The sequence below is a fragment of the Bacillus cereus group sp. MYBK95-2 genome (genome assembly GCF_051915225.1).
GTDB lineage: Bacteria > Bacillota > Bacilli > Bacillales > Bacillaceae_G > Bacillus_A > Bacillus_A cereus.
Genome location: NZ_JBQAEH010000010.1, coordinates 14,230 through 35,638 on the forward strand (window position 1 = coordinate 14,230; position 21,409 = coordinate 35,638).

The window sequence follows — 21,409 nt, forward strand, 5'->3', positions numbered from 1 at the left end:
CTTCCGCTGAATTTTGAGGTGGGGGTCTTACTGCCCGTTAATGCAGGATAAACGAATTACTTTTCTACTATTATAGTGTTTTTCTTTATAAATACACCTTTTGTAAATCCACTAACTACAAACATCACAATTATATTAATTAACAATGCGACTATACCTACATTCAAATCTTTTATATACTGCGGGAAACTCGGAAACATCGTGGCTATAGTTGAACCAGATAAGGTAATATATGCGACCACTAATAGCCCAACTCCCATTCCTGCAATCGCCCCTTGCTTCGTAATAATTTGACGTGGAAACAAGCTACATACAAGTGCAGGGAAAAGTTGTGTAACGATACTGTATCCCATTAATAGAAGTGCTCCTATTGTTTCTCCTCCTTTAAATGTAAATAAAACTGCCACGAGCGTTACTACAGGCACAAATAATTTTGCCATCTTAGCAACTTGTCTATCTGAAGCAGACGGGACTATCGTTCGGTAAATATTTTTTGCTAACAGTGTAGAAGCCGCCATAACAAGCATAGACCCTGGAACCAATGCCGTTAATACTCCCGCACTACCAATAATTCCAATAAACCAAGGATCAAAAGTTTGTAAAGCAAGACGGAATAACGAAAGATCTACATCCGCTCCCTTTAACCCAGGAACTTGCAATATAGCAGCAAATCCTGCAAAAAATACGAAAAGTAAAACTAAAGAATACAATGGCATAATTGATGCATTTTTACGAAATACTTTTTCATTTTTTGCAGAAAAAGCAGAAGCAAATGTATGAGGCCACATATAAAAACCGAGGGCCGTTAATATAATAGTAGAAACAAACCAAGAAATACTCATTCCTTCTTCAGGTAAAGATAAAAATCCCGGTTTCGCTGCCTCTACAGCCTCAAACATCGGCTGAAATCCTCCATAATAATGATACGGCAAATATATACCTAAAAACATAACGATAAACAGTATCATAATATCCTTCAAAGCAGCCGTCCAAGCCGAACCATGTATACCTGAAACCATTACATATATAGTTATAACAATAGCACCGATCCATACTGCAACAACAGGTGACACCCTTCCGTAAGAAGCTTCTGAAACGATAATTCCCAGTCCTTTTAACTGTAAAACAAGATATGGGATGATGGAAACAACACCAACAATCGAAACAATAAGTCCAAGCGCTTTACTTCTATATTTCTTCGCAAAAAAATCTGACTGTGAAACAAGGTTATGCTCTTTCGCATACTTCCAAATGGGTGGCAATAAAAAATACGATAAAAGATAAGCTAAAGCACCATATCCCAAAATATAAAAGGTAGGTGCTCCTTTACTATATGCCCAGCCGCTTCCCCCTAAAAATGTAAACGTCGTATAAATTTCACCTGCCATAAGGAGAAAAACAAAAATAGTGCCAAATCCTCTTCCTCCAACTGACCATTGTTCTAAATTCATATCTTTTCCATGTTGTGCCCGAATCCCTAAAAATAGTGCGAGAAACAAAAATAAAATAATGATAAGTAATGCAGTCATTTTACATCCTCCTTATTAGCAGGATCAAACACGTACACAAGCCCCATACAAAAAGATGTAATAAACACTGATAATAATACCCAAAATAATAAAAATGGCATCCCTAATACGTAAGGAGTAACTGAATTCGCAAATATTGGCCCAACTACTAAACAAAGAACTGGGATAAGCGCTAGAATGTGTATTTTCTTCATCTCATTCTCCTTTACTTATAAAGTTCATAATGGCTGATACAAAGACTTCCACTCCAATCGGTAATGCATCTTCGTCAATCGTAAAACGAGGGTGATGGTGAGGATATATAATACCTTTCTCTTTATTTCCCGCTCCAATAAAAAAGAATGTCCCCGGTGCCTTTTGTAAAAACGCTGAAAAATCTTCTCCAGCCATCGTCGGCTGTAAACGAACAACTCTATCCCTTCCATAAAGTTGTAATGCCGTTTGTTCAATAAGCTCTGTAGCTTCATAATCATTTACAACTGGTCGATATCCATATTCATATGAAAATGTATATTTCGCTCCGTAAGATTCCGTAATATGCTTCACAATCCGCTCAATCTTCTTCTCTGTTTCACCTCGTAATTCATGTCTTAAACTTCTTACTGTCCCTTCAATCTCAGCTTGCTCTGGTATTACATTATGAGTTGTCCCAGCATGAAATTGCGTAACAGATATTACGAGAGAATCTAATGGATTCGTGAGGCGAGATACAATTTGCTGAAGTTGCGAAACGACTTGTGTTCCGATTGCAATACTATCCACCGTTTCATGAGGGATTCCAGCATGTCCACCTTTTCCCTCTATCTTAATTTTAAAAACATCCGGTGCAGCCATTGCAGGACCATAAATAACACCTATCTTCCCAACCTCTAACGACGCCCAAAGGTGAGCACCAATAATATAATCCACACCTTCCATTACACCTGCAGCAACCATCTCCTCTGCACCACCAGGAAAATTCTCTTCAGCATGTTGGAATAGAAAACGAATCTCCCCTTTAATCTTCTCTCTTTCTTCTACCAACTTATGTACAACCCCAAGTAATATCGCTATATGTCCATCATGACCACATGCATGCATTACACCTTTATATGTAGAAATAAAATCAAACTCATTTTCTTCATGAATAGGAAGAGCATCCATATCGGCTCGAATCGCAACTGTTTTGCCCGGATGTTTACCTACTAACTTTGCCATCACACTATATTTAGTCGGCCGTGACACTTCTAAATATGGGAATTTCCGAAGTATATCGAACACAAACTGCGATGTTTTCTCTTCTTGAAAAGATAACTCTGGATACTTATGAAAATGCCTTCTCCACTCAACTAACTGATTTTTTGACAAAACAAGTTCCTTTGCAACATCCATTTCTCTTCTCCCCTTCTTCACCAAGTTAAATGTTATTATAACGTGAATCGTTAACTTTTAAAAGAATCTTCTGAATTTTCAGTGTTAATAAACCAAAAAGAAAAAGCCATCCCAAAGATGACTTTTTCATTATTATAAAATAGTAATTGCTTGTTTTCCCATTTGCTCCCAAGCTTTCTCAAATTCTGCTCGCGGAACAGCCAAACGTGGATTATTTTTAAGAGGATCATTTACATATACAAAGTTTTGATCATATCCAATTACTACTGCACTATGCTCATAATATGTAATTTTCACTTCGCCTGAACTCGTATTCCATGTTTCAAAACTACTTTCAGCTAGCGGCTTAAACGTCGTATTAATAATGACCCATACCGGAGAGCCAGAACTAATTACTTTATATATATCTTGCATGTCTCTACCTGTTAAATTAATTACTTTTTCGGGAACATATTTTTCTGCTAAATCAAAGATTGGTTTATTGTATACACCATATCCAGGCTCTGCCTTTGTATAAATATTTCCCACAAATCCCTCGTAAGGATTTCCACGCAAACCATTTTGTTCAAATGGAACACGATGAATTTCGCTAGCAAGTTGCATCTTATCTACTTGTACACCTTTATATTGCAGCAACATAGCTAAACTTGTCACTTCACACCCTCTGGGCAATTCTGGTAATTGTTTAATAAACGGAACATCTTCAATCATAGCTGCTTCTTTCATTTCAGATAGAAACTCTAAGCGTAGAACTTGCGCCTTTTGCATGATTTTATCTTTTCCTATAAAAAATGCAGCAGCAAGTATAATCCCAAAAACAAAAAGATATTTTAACTTTTTCATTATAAACAAAACTCCATTAATTATTATTTTACAGATACACCTCTTATCATTGTACCCTTCTTCTTACTAGTTTGCTAGAAAGATCATGTGAATTATCGCTCATAGAATTAATTATAAAAATTCTAATTATTTTTAATAAAAAGAAAAATAAATATACATTTACAGAATATTTTGTTAAAATCAAAATTGTTAACATAGTGAAGATATCACCATGTTAACAAACATTCTTAGAGTATTTAGTCATAGTTCGTTTTTTTTACATACTCCATTCATTTCATAGCAAATAAACCGAGTGTGTGTTGCATCCCCCACTAATGATTAAAAACTCAGAATAAAACGAAGTTCACACATTCAAGAAAATACGGGGTGAGGGGCATATGAATCAACAAATTGAACAAACAGATTTAAAACGAACAATGAAAAGTAGACACCTATTTATGATTGCACTCGGCGGTGTTATCGGAACCGGGTTATTTATGGGATCTGGTCAAATTGTCCATAATGCCGGACCTGGTGGTGCTATTCTCGCATTTTTAGTCGGTGGATTTGTTATGTATTTAACGATGTTATGTCTTGGTGAATTATCCGTCGCTATGCCAGAAGCAGGTTCATTCCAAAGTTATGCAAGCAAATTCATTTCACCTGGTTTTGGATTTGTTGTCGGTTGGATGTATTGGTTAAATTGGGCTGTTACAGTTGGCGTAGAGTTAACAACTGTAAGTATTTTAATGAAACGCTGGTTTCCAGACGTTTCTTCCTGGATTTGGTGCGTTACATTTGCAGCAGCACTCTTCCTCGTAAACGCTTTATCAGCAAAAGCATATGCAGAAGCAGAGTTTTGGTTCGCAAGTGTAAAAGTCGCAACAATTGTTATTTTCATCGTACTTGGCGGCGCTGTTATGTTCGGTCTACTAGACTTTAATGGAAAGCCAGCTCCAATGCTTCATAATTTCACTGAAAATGGCGGGCTATTTCCAAATGGTGCATTAGCTGTTCTTCTTACGATGATTACAGTAAATTACTCCTTCCAAGGAACAGAATTAATCGGAATCGCTTCAGGCGAAAGTGAAAATCCTGAAAAAACAATTCCAAAAGCAATTAAAAACACAATTTGGCGAACTCTCTTCTTCTTCGTCTTAGCGATATCAGTTGTTGTAGGTTTACTCCCATGGCAAGAGGCTAATCTAGTCGAAAGTCCCTTTGTACTTGTATTTGATGTAGCCGGTGTCCCATATGCAGCAGACATTATGAACTTTGTTATTATTACAGCTGTATTATCCGTTGCTAACTCTGGTCTCTACGCAAATTCTCGTATGCTGTGGGCGATGGCAAAACAAGGAATGGCAAGTCCAGCATTTACGAAATTAACTAAAAAAGGTGTACCGCTAAATGCATTAATTTTCAGCCTAATTTTCGCTAGCCTGTCCTTACTAACAAGTGTATTTGCGGCAGATACTGTCTTTCTAGTTTTAACATCTATTGCAGCAATGGCTGCCGTTGTCGTTTGGATGTCAATCGCCGCTTCACAGTTTTTCTTCCGTAGAAATTTCGTGAAAAACGGTGGCAACATAAATGATTTAAAATATCGTACACCGCTCTATCCACTAGTTCCAATCGTAGCGTTTTCGCTGAATTTCATTACATTTGTTAGTTTGGCTTTCATTCCAGATCAAAGAATTGCTCTTTATTGTGGCATTCCATTTATGATTATTTGTTACATTTTATATCAAGTTAAATATAAAAAAATTGTCACACTTGAACAGCCACGAACTGTCATACGATAAATAAACTAAATATACAAAATATTCAGCTATCTTTCTTATGATAAGATAGCTTTTTTCTATTTCTTGGATATCCTGGTATAACTTTATTTATCTTAAAATTTTCACAATCACGTTTTTCTCTGGAAAATAGTTTACAATGTAATCAAGTTACAAATGATATTCACCTTAAAAAGTGTGCATTTGTGTCTATTTTTTAACAATATATCAAAAACTATTGCCTTCTATAAATTAATAGGTTTATATTGTTTTATTGGCATAGTTTCAATCCAAGGAGAAAGGAGATTTTCAATCGTGCAACTAAAGAAAGCGTTTTGGAAGTTGGCTTCGCTTCTTCCGTTATCATTACTTCTGTTCCTCGGTGGCTGTGATAAAAAACTCGCAGTATTAAATCCGCAAGGACCTGTTGCAAAAGCACAGTATGATTTAATTGTTTGGTCATTCTTGCTTATGTCATTAATTATCGCAATTGTATTCATTCTGTTTACAGTCATCTTGATTCGTTATCGTGAAAAACCAGAGAATATGGACTATGAGCCACCTGAACAACACGGTAACACATTACTAGAAATTATTTGGACGCTTGTTCCTGTTATTATCGTTATCGCATTATCGATTCCAACAGTAAAAGCAACTTATGCTTCGGAAGAGGTTCCGAAAGAGTCCAAACATATTAAACCAGTTGAAATTTATGTTACATCTGCAAACTGGAAATGGTTATTCAGTTACCCAGAGGAAAAAATTGAAACCGTTAACTATTTAAACATCCCAGCTGGTGTACCAATTCAATTCAAACTGACTTCTGTCGGCCCAATGAATGCTTTCTGGGTACCAGAACTTGGTGGTATGAAGTACACAATGGATGGCATGATTATGGATCTTTATTTACAAGCTGATAAGCCAGGTTCTTACCTAGGCCGTAGTGCGAACTTCTCTGGTGAAGGATTCACACACATGGAGTTCGAAGTTGAAGCAAAAACTAAAGAGAAATATGACAAGTGGGTTAAAGAAGTACAAGAAACTGCTCCTAAACTAACAGAAGCTAAGTACAACGAAATTGTTAAACCTGGTGTAGTTGGTCGTATGACATTCTCTAGTCACCACTTAAGTTATGTAGATCCAAAATCACTTGAATATTGTGATTACAACTACTACAAAAACAAAAAATAATAGCTATTATTCCAACAGATTGGAGTGAACACAGTGAAGCTTGATGAATTCTTTGTCACAGGTGACCCGATTATTTACGGTGCAGACGCTTCTATCGTTCTTGTGACATTAGCAATCATTTTCGTACTAACAAAGTATAAAAAATGGAAATGGCTTTGGGACGAATGGTTAACAACTGTTGACCATAAAAAAATCGGAGCTATGTATATTATTTCTGCGGTTATCATGTTATTCCGTGGTGGTATGGATGGTTTAATGATCCGTGCACAATTAACATTCCCAGAAACAACTTATTTAAACGCTGAACACTATAACGGGATCTTTACAACACATGGTACAGTAATGATTCTTTTCATGGCAATGCCATTCGTTATGGGATTAATGAACCTTGTAGTACCATTACAAATTGGTGCTCGTGACGTTGCATATCCGTTCTTAAATGCTTTAAGTTTCTGGTTATTCTTTGTCGGAGCAATGTTATTCAACATCGCTTTCGTAATCGGTGGTTCTCCAGACGCCGGGTGGACTTCTTACTTCCCAATGGCAGGTACAGAGTTTACTTCGGGCGTAGGAAATAACTACTACGCAATTGCATTACAGATTTCAGGTCTCGGTACGCTAATGACCGGTATTAACTTCCTTGTTACTATCTTAAAAATGCGTACACCTGGTATGACTTTAATGAGAATGCCAATGTTTACTTGGTCAATCTTAATTACAACAATTATCATTATTTTCGCTTTCCCAGTATTAACAGTTGCTCTTGCATTAATGACATTTGACCGTCTATTCGATGCTCACTTCTTTACGATGGCGAGCGGCGGTATGCCAATGTTATGGGCCAACCTGTTCTGGGTATGGGGTCACCCTGAAGTATATATCGTTATTTTACCGGCATTCGGTATTTTCTCTGAAATCATTAGTACATTCTCACGTAAACGTCTATTCGGTTACAGTGCAATGGTATACTCAATGGTTGCAATTTCTTTACTAAGTTTCGTCGTATGGCTTCACCACTTCTTCACGATGGGTGCAGGTCCAGCGGTTAACTCATTCTTCTCGATTTCGACAATGGCGATTTCGATTCCAACCGGGGTTAAGATCTTTAACTGGTTGTTTACACTGTATAAAGGACGTATTCGTTTTACAGTTCCAATGCTTTGGTCATTGGCATTTATTCCAAACTTCGTAGTCGGTGGGGTTACAGGGGTTATGCTTGGAATGGCAGCAGCTGATTATCAATACCATAACAGCTACTTCCTAATCGCTCACTTCCACTACGTATTAATCGCAGGTACAGTATTCGCTATGCTTGCTGGATTCACATTCTGGTATCCAAAAATGACTGGTCATATGTTAAATGAACGCCTAGGTAAATGGACATTCTGGATCTTTATGAGCGGATTCAACATCTGTTTCTTCCCAATGTACTTCTTAGGTTTAGACGGTATGACTCGTCGTATGTACACTTACTCTGAAAGTCTTGGATGGGGATGGCTAAACCAAATCGCATCTGTTGGTGCGGTAATGATGGGTATCGGCTTCCTACTTCTTTGCTACAACGTAATTTGGAGTGCACGTCACGGTGAACGTGACACAACTGGAGATCCATGGGATGGTCGTACACTTGAATGGGCAACTCACTCTCCTGTACAACATTACAACTTCGCGAAGCTTCCTGAAATTAAAGAAGCTGATGCTTTCTGGTACATGAAAAAACGCGGAGAAACAGTTACACCAGCAGCAGAAGATATTAAACCAATTCACATGCCAAGTAACTCTGGTGTGCCTATTATTGCGTCTGGATTCTTCGGTCTTGCAGGTTTCGCATTAGTATTTAGCTGGTTCTGGCTTGCAGCAATCGGTGGTATTGGTATTTTAGCTTGCTTAATCTATCGTTCATTCGATTATGATGAAGGCTACTATATCAGTGTTGATGAAATTAAAAAAACAGAACATATAGCATGAGAGGTGAAATGACATGGCGGCTTTAGATAAAAGCTTACCTTTGGAATATCAATCCGAACAAAGCAGATTGAATATCCTAGGATTCTGGATTTTTCTTGGGGCTGAAATTATGCTGTTCGCAACACTTTTCGCCTCTTATCTAGTCCTTGCTGGTCGTACGGCAGATGGCCCAACACCAGCGCAATTGTTTGAACTTAAAACGCTTTTAATTCAAACATTACTACTTTTAACAAGTAGTTTTACATGCGGTATCGTAATTCATGAAATGCGTAAGCATAACCAAAAAGCGATGCTTGGATGGTTCGTCCTTACATTACTTTTAGGTGCAGGTTTCCTATTCTTCGAGATCGAAGAGTTCATTATGTACATTGGTGAAGGCGCAACAATTCAAACAAGTGCTTTCTTATCTGGATTCTTCGTTCTTCTTGGAACGCATGGAGCCCACGTAACAGGCGGTATCATTTGGGCAATTTGTGTTATTATCCAAATTTTAAAACGAGGTTTAACACCAGTTACAGCTCGTAAAGTATTCATTATCAGCTTATACTGGCATTTCCTTGATCTTGTTTGGGTCTTTATTTACACACTAGTTTACTTGAACGGGATGGTGGCGTAAATGGCTCAAAACAACAATCAAGCAAACGGACATGCGCATAGCGGATTCCCTTGGTCACACGTTTTCGGATTTATTTTATCGCTTGCATTAACGTTTCTAGCGTTATACGTGGCACTTTACACAACATTGCCACTTTCAACAGTCTTAACAACTATTATCATAATGGCTGTTGCGCAAGCATTGTTACAATTAATTATGTTCATGCATTTAAAAGAAGGAGAAGGAAGAGTTCAAATTCTTACAATGATATACAGTTTCTTCGTTGCAACTGCAACAGTTGGTTTAACTGTATGGATCTTCTTCTCAATGTAATGTACATGAAAAAGACTGCTGAGGAATCAGCAGTCTTTTTTTATTCCGCATTAACGAGCAGTAAGATTCCCTCCCCTATTACATCCACATTACGGAATTAACAGCATAATCATGAAAAATATACTTATTATGACAAATGTTAAGAAAAGTCTTTCTTTATGAAATCGAATCCATATGCGTTGCTTTTCTACCTATTATATGGCTAAATAGGTACTATATTTATTTGAAGGGAGAGAACGCAATGGAACATCATACTTCTGTTCTATCACTTATGGTTGTCGTTGCAATCGCGTTTTTCGTTCCCCTTTTGTTACAACGCTTTAAATTAAAAGCACTTCCTGTGGTCGTTGCAGAAATTATTGCAGGAATCTTTGTAGGTAAAAGTGGGTTTAATATTATTGAGCCAGATATATGGCTTCAAGTTTTATCAACATTAGGATTTATCTTCCTCATGTTCTTAAGCGGTTTAGAAATTGATTTTTCTATCTTTAAACAAAAAGGGAAAAAAAATAAGACAAACGAACCAAATACATTTCAGGCAGCAAGCATTATCTTCTTATTTATTTTCATCTTATCTTATGCCCTATCATTACTATTCGTATGGCTAGGATTCGTAGATAATGCAATGTTCATGACTTTAATTATTTCAACTATTTCTTTAGGTGTTGTTGTACCAACATTAAAAGAGAATAACCTAGGAAAAACTGCAATCGGACAAATCATTTTATTAGTTGCTGTTATTGCAGACTTAGTTACAATGATTTTACTCGCTGTTTTCGTCGGATTAAATTCCGAAAGCGGCCAAAGTATGTGGCTCTTACTTATTCTATTCGGTGCCGGTATTGTCATTTACTTTATTGCAAAACGCTTTAAAAACATTCCATACTTAGATAGTTTAAAAGCTGGTAGTGTACAAATTGATACACGAGCTGTTTTTGCACTCATTTTAATCTTAGTTGGGTTATCGGAATCTGTTGGAGCAGAAAATATTTTAGGGGCCTTCTTAGCAGGTGTACTCGTATCGTTATTATCACCAAATGAAGATATGGTGGAAAAACTTGATTCTATCGGCTACGGTTTCTTCATCCCTATTTTCTTCGTAATGGTTGGTGTAAATCTAGAGGTGTGGTCTATTTTCAAAGAACCTTCTAGCATGCTAATGATCCCAATCTTAATTGTAGGACTCTTTATTTCAAAACTCTTACCATCACTCGTCTTAAGAAAATGGTATCCACGTAATATCGTACTTGGAAGTGCAATTTTATTAACATCGACACTTTCTTTAGTTATTGCGGCTGCACAAATTGGTGAAAAACTGGAGATCATCAGTCCAAGTTTATCTGCCTCTCTTATTTTAAGCGCAGTTATTACTTGTATTTTTGCACCTATATTGTTTAAAAAAATGTTCCCAAAAGTAGAAACACCAAAACCAAAAGTAGCTATTATTGGCGCGAGCAGAATTACCCTTCCGTTATCACTAGATTTAAAACGAGAAGATTATGACGTAACGCTATATATGATGCGTCAAAACAAAATAAATGATGAAGAAGCGAAATCGCACGACTTCCCTATCGTGAAATTGGATGACATCACAATCGCATCATTAACTGAACAAACAGCATTTGATGCAGATCGCGTCGTTGTTGCAACAAGTGATGATGAACAAAACTTATTATTGGCAGAACATGCAAAAGAGCTAGGTGTTGAACATGTTATTGCAAGTGTAGAAGATCCACTTCTACAAGAAAAAGCAACGCAAGAACATATCGCTGTATTCTCAACAATTAACTCTACACGTATTTTATTACGTGCGCTTATTGATAAACCTAGTCTCGTTCGCTTAATTACAACAGCAAACGAAACAGTCCGTGAAGTTGAACTACGGAGCAATAAATATAACGGCGTTGCACTTCGTCGCCTTCCGTTTTTAGGTGATGTACTAGTCATTCAAATTTATCGTGGAAATAAAGCATTAATCCCACATGGGGATACAAGACTACAACACGGTGATACATTACTTGTAACAGGCTCAAAAGAACATATCGATACACTAAAAAACATATTAGAATAAAAAAATGCCCCTCACATAATTGAGGGGCATTTTTTCCATTTCATATGGTAAAATGTTACTATCACATATTATGGGGATGGATTACATTATGTCTATTATAACTTTAGCTCTCTTATTATTAGCCGAAATACTCGTTGCCATTATTCTCATCGGTGTTAGTATTGAGATTTGTAGTTACGGATGGAAAAAATCGAATGGAATAAAATATTCTTGCCTCCTACTTTCATTCCTTCTCGGAACTGCTAGCATACTCGGACTTCTCGCCGCACCTGCCTATTTCTTTATACAATTAACAGAAAAAGCGTTATAAGAAAGGATGTTAATATGATTACCTTGAAAAATATTGAGGGATCTGAAACTTACGTATTACGTCAAAAAATTTTACGCCCCAATCAAACATTAGCAGATTGTAAATACCCTTCCGATTATGAAACAGACACCTTCCACTTAGGCGCATTTATAAACGATGAACTAATTAGTATCGCTTCCTTCTCAAAAGAAATATATCCCGACTTACCAACGGGTATTCATTATCGTCTACGAGGAATGGCAACATTACCTGCATTTCGAAACAACCGTGCTGGAAGCTCCTTAATTCAGAAGGCGGAACAAATCTTGCAAGAACGCCAAGCAAATATATTATGGTGTAATGGCCGAATTACTGTAGCTGACTATTACAAACACTTAGGCTTTCAGGAATATGGTGAAATCTTTGAAATTGAACCGATTGGCCTTCATAAAGTACTATATAAAAGAATATGAGAAAAGCTTTCCTCAATATGGGAAAGCCTTTCTTATATTTCAATCTTCTCTTTTTATTTTTTTCATATATATGTATATAAACAAACTTGGAACTAAAAAACAAGCAAACATAATAAGTCCTGTCATACTAATTTCCTTTATCGAAATATCTGGTGTTACAACGATACAAATAGCTAAAATCCCAATAATAATACCCACCGGAATGAATAATAGCTTCATAAAATAACGACGCGACACTCCGCCCGTATGCTCATACACTTCCACTGAATTTTTCAGATTTAAAAAGTTAATAATTATTATCCCGCCCATAAATACCATTAATAAATCCGAAACACTTTCATATCCTGCCCCTTGCAAGACATAGCGGTAAAAGACGATAGCTAGTATGACGATATTTTGTAAGATGAAAGCTAATCTAATATGTTTTAACCCTTCAATCATTAAACGTTCATCTTTCACGATTTTCATCCTACCACTCCTTTTCCTCCCAAAACAAATCATTCAACGTTTTATCTACTGCATAACAAATTTTTAAACATAAATCTAAAGATGGATTGTATTTCCCCTTCTCAATTAAACTAATCGTTTGCCTTGTAACGCCTACTTTTTCTGCTAATTGTTGCTGTGTTAAATCTAATTGAACACGCGCGACTTTTATTTTACTTACAGCCATTCATGTTCCTGCTACTAAAAATATAGACAAATGTATATTCTTAGAGTATTCCTGCTTCTACGTGCCCTGCCTCGCTAATCACTTGCTACTACAGTTTGCTGTGACACTTCACAGGCGTAAATTCCGATGTAGCCCACCGTACATATATACAATCTATTTACGTTAGTATTGTATATTTTTTTGCTTGTAAAAGGTTGATTGACGCATTTAAATCTCTATCTATTACATTGCCACATTCACATGTATATACTCGGTCAGACAGCTTTAAATCCGACTTTTTTTGACCGCAACATGAACACATTTTAGAAGATGGATAGAATCTGTCCACTTGCCGTAGTTCAATTCCATATTCCCTACATTTCGTTAATAACCATGTTTTAAAAGCATAAAAACATTGTTGCGCTACAGCTTTAGATAGATGTTTGTTCTTCATCATACCTTTCACATTCAAATCTTCTACTACAATAAACGTTGGCTTGGTTTTCACCACATCATTTACAATAGACTTTACATACGCTAATCGAATATTTGCTAGCCTAGCATGTAGTTGTTGCACCCTAAGAATATTTTTGTTTATATTCGCTCTTTTATTAGTAACAGGTTGTTCACCTCTCTTTCTTATATTTTCAAATTTGCGTGATAAAGAGCGTTGTTCACGTTTTAACCGTTTTTCTATCTTTTTTACTTGTACTGTTTTATTTATATTTTTGTGAGTTTTTCCATCGCTACGTACAGCGAAGTCTTTAATTCCCAAATCAATTCCTAGACCTACTGTATTGAGAGTTGCATTTGGTTTTACCTCTTTCACTTCACAGAGTATAGACACATAGTATCTTCCTGCTCTTTGATATACTGTACCACTTTTTACAGTTGTATTTTTTGAAATATATCCATACTCTTTTAACCTTATCCAACCAATTGTAGGGACTTTTACTCTATGTCTTTCTACTGTCCAATCTGTTTTGTTGTTTTTCGGAAAGTAGCACTTCACATCTTGCTTCTTCTTTTTTTATATCGTGGAAACTTAGATAAACCTTTAAAAAACCGCTTAAAAGCTTTATCTCCATTCATAATCGCTTGTTTTACCGCTTTGCTCGACACTTCTTTAATCCACTGGTCACACTCTTTTGTATGAATGTTGTTTAACCATTTGGAAAAGTCATAACCACTAAGAAATTTCCCCTCCGACTCATATACCTCTTTATTTTTAGAGATATACAGGTTATATACATATCGACACACCCCAATAGTTTGACGGATTTTACTAATTTGTTCAGTTGTCGGTTTGATTTCTATTAAATATGCTCTTTTCATAAGTCTTCATCCTCCGACATTTTCTTTTTGTATTTTCTCAACCCGTATATTCTACAGCTAAATACATGAATGATAGATATTAAATCCTGAACAAGTTCTTCTTGAATACCCATATATTTCTTATACTGTTCTTCTGTATAATATCTTCTTCCTTTTGGGTTTCGGTAAGCAGGTAAAACAACTTGATTGTCCCACCTTTGCAATGTCTTAACAGAGACATTAAGCATTTCTGAAAATTCTTTCGGTTTATATTGTTTCATAATTACTTTTCACTATATATGCCTACTTTTGTCTATGTTTTTGTTTACTGTTTCTTTCTCCTCCACCCTTATTATAATATATATTCCAATAAGTAATTTATATTTTACATTACTAATTTAAGTTTCACTTTATTATACACAAAAAAGGAGCCCCTCATAAGAAGCCCCCTCTCCTATATTATAAGAATAAATGACATCCAAATAAAATTGTAAATAAGTATAGTAACGGATGCACTTCCATCCCTTTCCCTTTCACAATTTTCAAGACTGGATACACTAAAAATCCAATTGCAATTCCATTCGCAATACTAGATGTTAACGGAATACCTATAAAAATTAAAAATGCTGGTAACGCATCTTCAAATTCATTCCAATTAATATCTCGAATGCTTTGTGCCATTAAACTACCTACTATAATTAATGAAGGAGCTGTAATAGCGGCTACACTTGATAAAGAAGCAATAACAGGACTAAAAAATGCCGTTATAATTGTTAGACCAACAACTACAATCCCTGTTAACCCAGTTTTACCACCTGCAGCAATACCTGCTGACGATTCAATCGTCGCTGCTGTTGGGCTTGTTCCAAAGATAGAACCTGTAGTCCCGCCAATTGCATCTGCAATAAACGCTTTACCAAAACGCTTCTCTGTATTGTCTGTAATTAAACCTGCTTGTTTAATTAAACCAAGTAATGCACCTGTTGTATCGAATAAAAGTACAAGTAAAAATGAAAATACAACGCCGTATAATCCGTATTCAATTACATCTGAAAAGGCATTGATTGGGTTTGAAACGATGATACCCTCTGGTAAATGAGGCATCGCCACAATTTTATCAGCAAACTTCAATTGCCCTGTAAAGAAGGCAATAATTCCTGTCACAATCATACTAATAAATAATGCACCGCTCACACGCAATGTCATTAATACCGCCGCTAATATTAAACCAATTAAAGTTAAAATAACAGCTGGAGAATGAAAATCACCAATCGTAACTAAATTAGACGGATGATCCACGATAATTCCAGAAAGGCGCAATCCAATAAAAGCAATAAATAGTCCAATTCCACCTGCAATTGCATGCTTTAAACTATCAGGAATTGCTAAAATTAACTTTTGCCTAAAAGAAGTAAAAGATAATAAAAGAAAAATAATCCCCGTTACAAATACAGCTGAAAAGGCAACTACATATGTAATCCCTTCTGCCTTCTGTACAACAGAATAAGCAAAATATGCATTCATTCCCATAGCTGGAGCAATAACAATCGGGTAATTCGCGAAAATCGCCATACCTACTGTTCCAACAACGGTTGCAATAATTGTTGCTGTAAACGCTTGGTCAAATGGTACACCTGCATCAGATAATATTTTTGGATTGATGACAAGAATATACGCAAATGTAAAAAAAGTTGTGATGCCAGCTAAAAACTCTTGCTTCACAGAAGTATTATATTTTTGTAATTGAAACATGCTTATGTACCCTTCCTACACCTGAATTATTATCACACATTCTTTTTCTTACTAGTATGTGAGAAAATATAATACTTAATCTTAACAATCAATAAAAAGAAGAGTCAATATATTCCCTAATAGTTAGAATTTTAAGTTTAAGTCTGACAAGTACAGATGTAGTACAGTTCATTATGATTATTTTTGTAGCATAACAGATAGAAATGTTTTATAATTTGAAATAGTTAAATATCTAGTAAACGCATTCAAATATCGTTCACTCTACAAGGGGGATTCTTCTTATGCAGCACACAAACAAATCTGGAACTTTAAATCGTGGTTTAAAAGAACGACATATTACTTTAATGTCACTGGGCTCAGCTATTGGCGTTGGGCTATTTTTAGGATCCGCTTCCGCCATTAAACTAGCAGGTCCTTCTATTTTGCTAGGCTATATGATTGCCGGTCTCGTTATTTTTTTCATTATGCGAGCGCTTGGGGAAATGGCAATTGAACAACCTGTTGCTGGTTCTTTTAGTAAATATGCATATGATTATATTGGACCACTCGCTGGTTATATTACTGGTTGGAATTACTGGTTCTTATGGGTTGTTACTTGTATGGCTGAAATTACAGCAGCTGGTATTTACATGCAGTACTGGTTCCCAGATATCCCGCGCTGGACTTGGGCATTACTTGCTCTATTATTAATGAGCGCTTTTAACTTCTTATCGGTAAAAGTATTTGGAGAACTTGAGTTTTGGTTTGCTCTCATTAAAATTGTCACAATTATCTGTATGATAGTAGTCGGAGCTGGTATTATTTTATTCGGATTCGGAAACGGTGGTATCGCTACTGGTATTTCAAATCTTTGGTCACATGGTGGCTGGTTCCCAAATGGATTTTCTGGGTTACTACTCTCCATGCAGATGGTACTATTCGCTTATTTAGGCGTTGAATTAATCGGTGTTACAGCTGGTGAGGCTCAAAATCCGAAGAAAACACTCGCAAAGGCAATCGATAACGTATTTTGGAGAATTCTACTCTTTTACGTTGGGGCATTATTCGTTATGATGGCAATTTATCCATGGAACGAACTTGGTGAGAAAGGCAGTCCATTCGTATTAACATTCCAACAAATTGGTATCGCAAAAGCAGCAGGTATTATTAACTTTGTCGTATTAACAGCAGCTCTTTCTTCTTGTAACGGTGGTTTATTTAGTACAGGCCGTATGCTATATACATTAGCTCAGCAGAAAAAAGCTCCTGAAAGATTTGGTCGTTTAAATAAAAATGGCATTCCAAGCCAAGGAATTGTAGCAACTGCTATCGTTTTACTAATTGGTGTTATATTAAACTATCTCGTACCTGCAAAGGTATTTACATGGCTTACTAGCATTTCAACTTTCGGTGCAATTTGGACTTGGGGAATTATATTAGTCGCTCAAATTAAATTCCGTAAAAGCTTGCCTACTCAAAATAAACAAAAGTTATCGTATAAAATGCCTTTATACCCATTAAGCTCATATTTCTCACTCGTTTTCCTTGTATTAGTATTAGGTATAATGGCGTATTCAGAAGATACACGAATTGCATTGATTGTCGGCCCAATTTGGCTTATCGGCTTAGCAATCGTATATTACATGAAAGGGTTTCATAAGATTGATGAAACACCTAACTCAAAAATTAGTTAAGCAAAACATCCCTTCCTTATTACTTGGAAGGGATGTTTTTATATCTATATAAATATTTCTCAACAAAATTCACGGTATTTTTACAATTTTTTAATATTTTTTATGTTTTCCGTCTTTATTTTTACAGAAAAATAAATTACATTATTAAAGCACATATATTTATTATTAGGGGGATTCTTCTATGAAGAATAAAAAATGGATTACATTTTCTTTAGCAACAGCAATTACACTAAGTATAGGGACCTCGTTCATACCGTCTACTTATGCCGAAAGCTCTGTAGACCCAGCTCCTGAAATTGCTGCAAAAGTTGTAAATCAAAACAATGGGAAGAAAGTATTATTCGATAATACACACGGTCAAACTGCTGGGACAGCTGACTGGGTTATTGACGGCGGCTTTTCTGACTTCGGAAACGGCATTGCAAAAAACGGATATCACGTAAAGGAACTTCGTAAATCAACACCTATTACGTACGAAGACTTAAAAGATTACAATGTATTTATCGTTCCAGAAGCTAATATTCCTTACAAAAAATCTGAGCAGGACGCTATGTTACAATATGTAAAAAATGGTGGTAGTATCTTCTTTATTGCTGATCATTACAATGCAGATCGTAATAAAAATCGCTGGGACTCTTCTGAAGTATTTAATGGATATAGACGCGGTGCTTGGGATAATCCAGCAAAAGGAATGTCTAATGAAGAAGCTAATTCACAAGCTATGCAAGGAGTAGAAAGCTCTGATTGGCTCTCTGACAACTTCGGTATTCGCTTCCGCTACAATGCACTTGGTGATGTTTCAGCGAAAACAATTGTATCGCCTGAACAATCTTTCGGAATTACAAAAGGTGTTTCGTCTGTAGCAATGCATGCTGGTTCTACTCTAGCAATTACAAACCCAAAACTAGCAAAAGGACTTGTTTACCTTCCAGAAAATCCATCAAAATGGAATAACGCTGTTGATAGTGGCGTTTATAATGGCGGTGGTATTGCAGAAGGCCCATATGCTGCTATCGCAAAAGTAGGACTTGGAAAAGCTGCCTTTATTGGTGACTCTTCTCCTGTTGAAGATGCTACGCCAAAATACGTTCGTGAAGATTCTGGCCAAACAAAGAAAACTTACGATGGTTATAAAGAAGAAAACGATGCGATTTTATTAGAAAACATCGTAAATTGGTTATCAAATAAAGAGACATTTACAAGTTTAGATCAAGTAAATGGTTTACAACTTGATTCACCTACAGCTCTACAAACATTTGAACAGCCAAGCTTATCAACAGAACCACAACCTGAACCTTGGAGTGCACCAAATGCAGGTTATCAATGGTTTAATACAAATACTTTTAAACCAGGTTCATACGGTTATAACGGTGCGGTAACAACAAGCGACTACGTCGTTACACACCCTAGCATTCTACCAAACAATGAAATTTTCCAAATGAAGATTCAAGTAAATAACTTACTACCTAATACAACGTATAACAACTATTCTTTAGGTATCTTCACTACTGGTGGAACACAAGTGGCTAAAGTACAAAATGCAAACGGCACTTGGCCATCTACTTTCGGATATAGTAGTGCATTTTCTTTCACAACAAACAGCTTAGGCTCTGCTGAGAAAGTTGTAAATGTACAGATTGATTCAAATACAACTGGACAAGCAACGCTTCGTCTACGCCAAAATACAACAACGAAATATAATGAAACTGTAACGATTAATAAGAAATAATAAAAAAGGCAATCCATACATGGATTGCCTTCTTCTCACTTCTCTTCCTTCGAGAAAAACATTCTTGAAATAACGATACCTATACTACCGACGATTAGGAATAACACTGCCCTAATCATCATCGATACCTCTGGTAAGTCAAGTAAGAATAACTTCCCTACCGTTACGACTAAAACGACTAAACCAGCATATAATATTTCATTCATATTTCTATTTCTTCCAAACCAAACCGCAAATAATGCATATACCATCCATAATAACGATACTGATACACTAATTACGCTTCCATCTGTAGATAAAACTTCACCGATTCTCGTAATTGTAATAAATACAATTATCATAAACCAATAGAGCACTATAGAATACATATATTTGCCGAAGCTCGCTAATACTTCTTTCGCTTCTCTCATGCAATAATAGAACGTTCCTATTAAAATAAGATGAGCAACAAAGCCTGCCGAAATAAATTGATCAAACGGGCTAAAAATAGTCTGTATCATTCCAATTGCGTAAACCGTCGCACTAACATACAATTTTATCTGTTGTTTTACTTTAATAGAAGTGACCATGCCGAGGAAACCTTGTAACAATAGTACAATCGCTGCATTCACTAAACTATACTTATATAAAATTGCTAAACTAAATGCTCCCATTGCGAAACCAAATAAGAGATTTGTAAATGTAGAATGTCTATTTTTCCTATATTCACATACGAACATAGCGGCATGCACGAGTGCACTAATAATTAATCCCCATGTTGTAAAATCAGGTATTTTTGAAATAGCTAGTATAAAGAACACTGCATTCGCACTAAATATCGCCAAACGTGGTTCTAGTATAAAACTTCTCTCCGTAAACATATGCCAAAATAATAGTAAATGAATCAAACCATATACAATCGTTAACTGTATTTGCAAGTTCTCTACTAACATTGACATAACAGCAAAGAAAACGAAAAGGACAATGGCAGCAACAGCGTAAGAAATCATATATAAGTATTTATAACGATTTTTCAACGCATACCATAATAAACTAAGTGTTAATACTGTCTCATATCCAAAGAAAATATAAGGATTAGGAGTCGTACTATTTAACAAGAATGGTACGAAGAACGCACCGACCGCTACGAAAATAGTGAGATATTCCGATTGATATCTTTTCGCTAAATAAATACCTAAAATAACCCATGCAATATTACAGAGAAACGCGACACTTGCCGGAATAAATCCATATAAATAATGTGCTGCAAACGTCGTTAGAACAATCCCGGTAATACTTCCTCCAGCTAATACTAATCCTAACGCTTGCCGCTCTCTTTTAATTTGAATATCTCCTATATAATACAACCCGATAGATAATGCGATACCAAACACAATTCGTATCGCTGGTGTTAATAAACCAACATCTACCCCTGCTTTAAATAACCAGATCACTCCAAGCAACATAATACCGACAAATACACGCGGTAACCACGTCTGACAAAACTTAATAATATTAAATGGCTCTGGTTTAAAAGCCGATATATCTACTTGTTTTAACTCAGGTTCTTGCAAAGGCTCTTTTATCTTAACTATTTCTTCTTTTGGCTTTTCCTCCATTACCGTTTCAATATATTCTTTCTTGTTCTTACTAACATGTTGCTGAGCGTTTTCTACTTCTATTTCCCTTTGCTTTACTTTTAATTCAGCAAGTGCTTCTTGAATTGTTTCAATTGCCGTTTCGAGTGCTTCTATTTTCTTATCCAAATCCTTCTTCATACGCTCCCCCTTATTCGTAACTCTCATTGAACCTATATATTACCAATTATCTTTATCATACTCTTAGTCTATTCATTTTCAATAGTATTTTTCCAAAAAAAGAAAGGTG

Annotated in this window: 19 protein-coding genes and 1 pseudogene; 10 read left to right on the forward strand and 10 right to left on the reverse strand. The window is 36.0% G+C overall.

Annotated elements, in window-relative coordinates; genetic code table 11:
• Positions 1 to 56: 56 nt before the first annotated feature.
• The 4 genes from ACTFN4_RS24945 to ACTFN4_RS24960 form a co-directional block, all read right to left on the reverse strand.
• A complete protein-coding gene (locus ACTFN4_RS24945; protein WP_439962945.1) occupies positions 57 to 1,529 on the reverse strand; it encodes a sodium:solute symporter family protein in 1,473 nt (490 codons plus the stop codon).
• The gene (locus ACTFN4_RS24950; protein WP_000719833.1) at positions 1,526 to 1,723 is read right to left on the reverse strand and encodes a DUF3311 domain-containing protein; all 198 of its coding nucleotides are present in this window, start codon (positions 1,721 to 1,723) and stop codon (positions 1,526 to 1,528) included. Before ACTFN4_RS24950 ends, ACTFN4_RS24945 begins: the two co-directional genes overlap by 4 nt.
• A 1-nt stretch (position 1,724) precedes the next feature.
• Positions 1,725 to 2,900, reverse strand: coding sequence for an amidohydrolase (locus ACTFN4_RS24955; RefSeq protein ID WP_000382128.1), 1,176 nt, complete (start codon positions 2,898 to 2,900; stop codon positions 1,725 to 1,727).
• Between the two features lie 132 nt (positions 2,901 to 3,032).
• Positions 3,033 to 3,743 carry a C39 family peptidase gene (locus ACTFN4_RS24960; protein WP_000734488.1) on the reverse strand — a complete coding sequence of 237 codons (711 nt, stop codon included), beginning with the start codon at positions 3,741 to 3,743 and terminating at the stop codon, positions 3,033 to 3,035.
• A 377-nt stretch (positions 3,744 to 4,120) separates the two neighbouring features.
• Here ACTFN4_RS24960 and ACTFN4_RS24965 point away from each other — a divergent pair, with 377 nt between their 5' ends.
• From ACTFN4_RS24965 to ACTFN4_RS25000, 8 genes are all read left to right on the forward strand, one after another.
• Complete coding sequence (locus ACTFN4_RS24965; RefSeq protein ID WP_001075758.1) at positions 4,121 to 5,527, forward strand: amino acid permease; 1,407 nt, start codon at positions 4,121 to 4,123, stop codon at positions 5,525 to 5,527.
• A 291-nt stretch (positions 5,528 to 5,818) separates the two neighbouring features.
• A complete protein-coding gene (locus ACTFN4_RS24970; RefSeq protein WP_001176165.1) occupies positions 5,819 to 6,694 on the forward strand; it encodes a cytochrome aa3 quinol oxidase subunit II in 876 nt (291 codons plus the stop codon).
• A gap of 33 nt (positions 6,695 to 6,727) precedes the next feature.
• Positions 6,728 to 8,662, forward strand: coding sequence for a cytochrome aa3 quinol oxidase subunit I (gene qoxB / locus ACTFN4_RS24975; RefSeq protein ID WP_000762366.1), 1,935 nt, complete (start codon positions 6,728 to 6,730; stop codon positions 8,660 to 8,662).
• Between the two features lie 13 nt (positions 8,663 to 8,675).
• Positions 8,676 to 9,278: a cytochrome aa3 quinol oxidase subunit III gene (gene qoxC, locus ACTFN4_RS24980; protein ID WP_000729317.1), complete on the forward strand. Its 603-nt coding sequence runs from the start codon at positions 8,676 to 8,678 to the stop codon at positions 9,276 to 9,278.
• Entirely contained in the window at positions 9,279 to 9,590 is a 312-nt protein-coding gene (qoxD, locus tag ACTFN4_RS24985) for a cytochrome aa3 quinol oxidase subunit IV (RefSeq protein WP_000068425.1), read from the forward strand.
• A 241-nt stretch (positions 9,591 to 9,831) separates the two neighbouring features.
• On the forward strand, positions 9,832 to 11,661 hold the full coding sequence (locus ACTFN4_RS24990; RefSeq protein WP_000399957.1) for a monovalent cation:proton antiporter family protein: 1,830 nt from the start codon (positions 9,832 to 9,834) through the stop codon (positions 11,659 to 11,661).
• A 52-nt stretch (positions 11,662 to 11,713) separates the two neighbouring features.
• Positions 11,714 to 11,971 (forward strand): DUF4022 family protein, encoded by a 258-nt coding sequence (locus tag ACTFN4_RS24995; RefSeq protein ID WP_017657800.1) that lies wholly within the window; start codon positions 11,714 to 11,716, stop codon positions 11,969 to 11,971.
• A 14-nt stretch (positions 11,972 to 11,985) separates the two neighbouring features.
• On the forward strand, positions 11,986 to 12,423 hold the full coding sequence (locus ACTFN4_RS25000; RefSeq protein ID WP_000631362.1) for a GNAT family N-acetyltransferase: 438 nt from the start codon (positions 11,986 to 11,988) through the stop codon (positions 12,421 to 12,423).
• 39 nt (positions 12,424 to 12,462) lie between these two features.
• Here the strand turns inward: ACTFN4_RS25000 and ACTFN4_RS25005 are convergent, their stop codons facing one another.
• From ACTFN4_RS25005 to ACTFN4_RS25025, 5 genes and pseudogenes are all read right to left on the reverse strand, one after another.
• Positions 12,463 to 12,891 carry a hypothetical protein gene (locus ACTFN4_RS25005; RefSeq protein ID WP_000706629.1) on the reverse strand — a complete coding sequence of 143 codons (429 nt, stop codon included), beginning with the start codon at positions 12,889 to 12,891 and terminating at the stop codon, positions 12,463 to 12,465.
• A 1-nt stretch (position 12,892) separates the two neighbouring features.
• Entirely contained in the window at positions 12,893 to 13,096 is a 204-nt protein-coding gene (locus tag ACTFN4_RS25010; protein ID WP_000301183.1) for a helix-turn-helix transcriptional regulator, read from the reverse strand.
• Positions 13,097 to 13,253: 157 nt separating this feature from the next.
• Positions 13,254 to 14,410 (reverse strand): annotated as a pseudogene (locus ACTFN4_RS25015) (RNA-guided endonuclease InsQ/TnpB family protein).
• Positions 14,407 to 14,670 carry a MerR family transcriptional regulator gene (locus ACTFN4_RS25020; RefSeq protein WP_000816203.1) on the reverse strand — a complete coding sequence of 88 codons (264 nt, stop codon included), beginning with the start codon at positions 14,668 to 14,670 and terminating at the stop codon, positions 14,407 to 14,409. The pseudogene ACTFN4_RS25015 and the gene ACTFN4_RS25020 overlap by 4 nt, the downstream one beginning before the upstream one ends.
• A gap of 178 nt (positions 14,671 to 14,848) precedes the next feature.
• Positions 14,849 to 16,141: an NCS2 family permease gene (locus ACTFN4_RS25025; protein WP_000487192.1), complete on the reverse strand. Its 1,293-nt coding sequence runs from the start codon at positions 16,139 to 16,141 to the stop codon at positions 14,849 to 14,851.
• 281 nt (positions 16,142 to 16,422) lie between these two features.
• Between ACTFN4_RS25025 and ACTFN4_RS25030 the strand changes: the two genes are divergently transcribed.
• Positions 16,423 to 17,814: an amino acid permease gene (locus ACTFN4_RS25030; RefSeq protein WP_001164897.1), complete on the forward strand. Its 1,392-nt coding sequence runs from the start codon at positions 16,423 to 16,425 to the stop codon at positions 17,812 to 17,814.
• Positions 17,815 to 17,995: 181 nt separating this feature from the next.
• On the forward strand, positions 17,996 to 19,543 hold the full coding sequence (locus ACTFN4_RS25035) for a DNA-binding protein (RefSeq protein WP_000791509.1): 1,548 nt from the start codon (positions 17,996 to 17,998) through the stop codon (positions 19,541 to 19,543).
• Positions 19,544 to 19,578: 35 nt separating this feature from the next.
• Here the strand turns inward: ACTFN4_RS25035 and ACTFN4_RS25040 are convergent, their stop codons facing one another.
• Complete coding sequence (locus ACTFN4_RS25040) at positions 19,579 to 21,300, reverse strand: DUF2339 domain-containing protein (RefSeq protein ID WP_000710920.1); 1,722 nt, start codon at positions 21,298 to 21,300, stop codon at positions 19,579 to 19,581.
• Positions 21,301 to 21,409: the final 109 nt, after the last annotated feature.